The 1,803-nt window shown below is 69.2% G+C and carries 3 protein-coding genes and 1 pseudogene; 1 reads left to right on the forward strand and 3 read right to left on the reverse strand.

All coding sequences use genetic code 11. From position 1 onward, the window contains the following. A partial coding sequence (locus G6027_RS12130; RefSeq protein ID WP_182637400.1) for an arabinofuranosyltransferase occupies positions 1 to 647 on the forward strand: 647 nt, incomplete at its 5' end. A gap of 47 nt (positions 648 to 694) precedes the next feature. Here G6027_RS12130 and G6027_RS12135 read toward each other — a convergent pair. The 3 genes and pseudogenes from G6027_RS12135 to G6027_RS18865 form a co-directional block, all read right to left on the reverse strand. Further along, positions 695 to 1,042, reverse strand: coding sequence for a hypothetical protein (locus G6027_RS12135; protein WP_182637401.1), 348 nt, complete (start codon positions 1,040 to 1,042; stop codon positions 695 to 697). Positions 1,043 to 1,052: 10 nt separating this feature from the next. Continuing rightward, a complete protein-coding gene (locus G6027_RS12140; RefSeq protein WP_182637402.1) occupies positions 1,053 to 1,418 on the reverse strand; it encodes a hypothetical protein in 366 nt (121 codons plus the stop codon). Positions 1,419 to 1,589: 171 nt separating this feature from the next. After that, a pseudogene (locus G6027_RS18865) lies at positions 1,590 to 1,803 on the reverse strand (glycosyltransferase family 2 protein); the annotation flags it as partial.

The raw sequence follows: 1,803 nt of genomic DNA on the forward strand, positions 1-1,803 counted from the left end.
TGATCCCGGTGATCACGCTGGCGCTCGCGCTCGCGGGGGTGGTCGGCTCCCTCGCCCTGGCCCGCTGGGCGGTGACCACGTCGCCCACGCATTCGCGCGGCCGGGTCTCCGCGGTGGCCGTGGTGGTGGCCGGTCTGGCCGCGATCCAGATGGTGCAGCACGTCTCCGAGGAGGACTCGCGGTTCGCCGCCGCAGCCCGCGAGACCTCTGCAGCCCCGACGGAGGTGTTGGAGGCGATCGACGAGATGACCCCCGGGCGGGAGCCCTCGGAACTGGTGGTCCTCACCTCGGCCCCGACCGTCTACGCCTACCGCCCGTATTTCACCTTCCAGGCACCCGCGCAGGCCTACGCGACCCCGGCCGGGCGCTACACCGCGCGGACGGACGAGATCCGGGAGTGGGCCTCGGTCGAGTCCCCTGCCGAGCTGGCCGACGCGATGGACTCAAGCCCGTTCCGAGGTCCGGACGTGATGGTGCTCGATCGGGATGGCTCCCGGAACTGGATAGTGCCGGTGGCGATCAACGAGATGCCCCTGGCTCGGAACAACAGTCGGGAGAAGATCCGGTTCCACCCGGAGCAGTTCGCGGACCCGGACCTGTTCGACGTCCGCGAGGTGGGCTCACGGGTGGTGATCGTGCGTCGCTGACCGGGCCGGGCCGCACCTCAGGCGGGGCGCAGCGTCGTGGGCGCCGCTCAGGCTGGGCGTAGCGTCGTGGGCGCCGGGAACGGTGCCACGATCTCGCGGCCGACCTCCTCGATCGCGTCCGTGAGCGCCGTGGACATCACGATCCGGTCCTCGTAGAGGTGGGAGATCCGCACCACGGTGTCGCGGCCGTTCTCGTGGAACAGGAAGCGCTCCATGAGGAACCGCAGTCCGATCCCCTCGAGCACGTCCTCCGCCTGGTGCCAGTCGTCGACCGGGTCGAGCGGGCGGCCGAGCCGGTCGATCGGCACGAGCAGCGGCTCGGCGACGGCCATGTCGATCCACCCGATCAGTTCGCCGTCCTCACGGCGGTGTGGGATCCAGGTGTCGGGAATCATGTCGGTCCTCTCAGCGAATCTCCTCGAGGTGCACTGCGCCGATCACGGCAAGGACGATAGCGGCCTGGACCGCCGGAGTCGCGATCGCCGCAACAACAATTGGCCGGACTCGGCCACGGCGGGCGAGGATGGAGTTCGCCGTGATAGCCACGGTCGCGAGGAGCGCGATCATCGGTAGAACTGAGACAGGCATCTGCCACGGACTTGAACACTCGTAGACGCGCCCCTGAACCGAGCAGTCGAGCACGAAAAATCCCGCCATCATGCCCAGCGGGAGGGCGAACGTCCCGAGTACCAGCACCTCAGCCGCATACAAAGCCACTGCGAGTATCCACCACGTGCCGGGCGCACCGGGGCGGTGCGTTTCGGCAGCCATATACCCCAACCTATCGGCACGCCACAGCGAAGTAGCTAGTCGTCCTTTTTCTGGTCGTTCTCACTGCGGCCCCGAGCCTTGTTAGCCGCAGTAAGGACGAGCAATACCGCGGCACTTCGGGCTGCGTGGTGCGGCGACTCCGCCACCTGCGACCACCGCGGGAGCGGGCGGTCAGAACTTCCGGAAACTGTGCCCGAGGAGCCGCTTGCCGCCCTCGGCGAACTTGCCCGCCCTGGCCGCGGTCGGCAACAGCGACAGCGCGTTGAAGCGCGAGGTCAGGTGCAGACGCGCGGCCCGCTCGGCGCTCTTCCAGCCCCGGGCGGCGAACGCGTCGGCCTCGCCGGCGAAGAAGCGGGCCTCCTCGTCGAAGCGGCGGCCGTCGAGC

The sequence above is a fragment of the Dietzia sp. SLG310A2-38A2 genome, from assembly GCF_014145095.1.
Lineage (GTDB): Bacteria > Actinomycetota > Actinomycetes > Mycobacteriales > Mycobacteriaceae > Dietzia.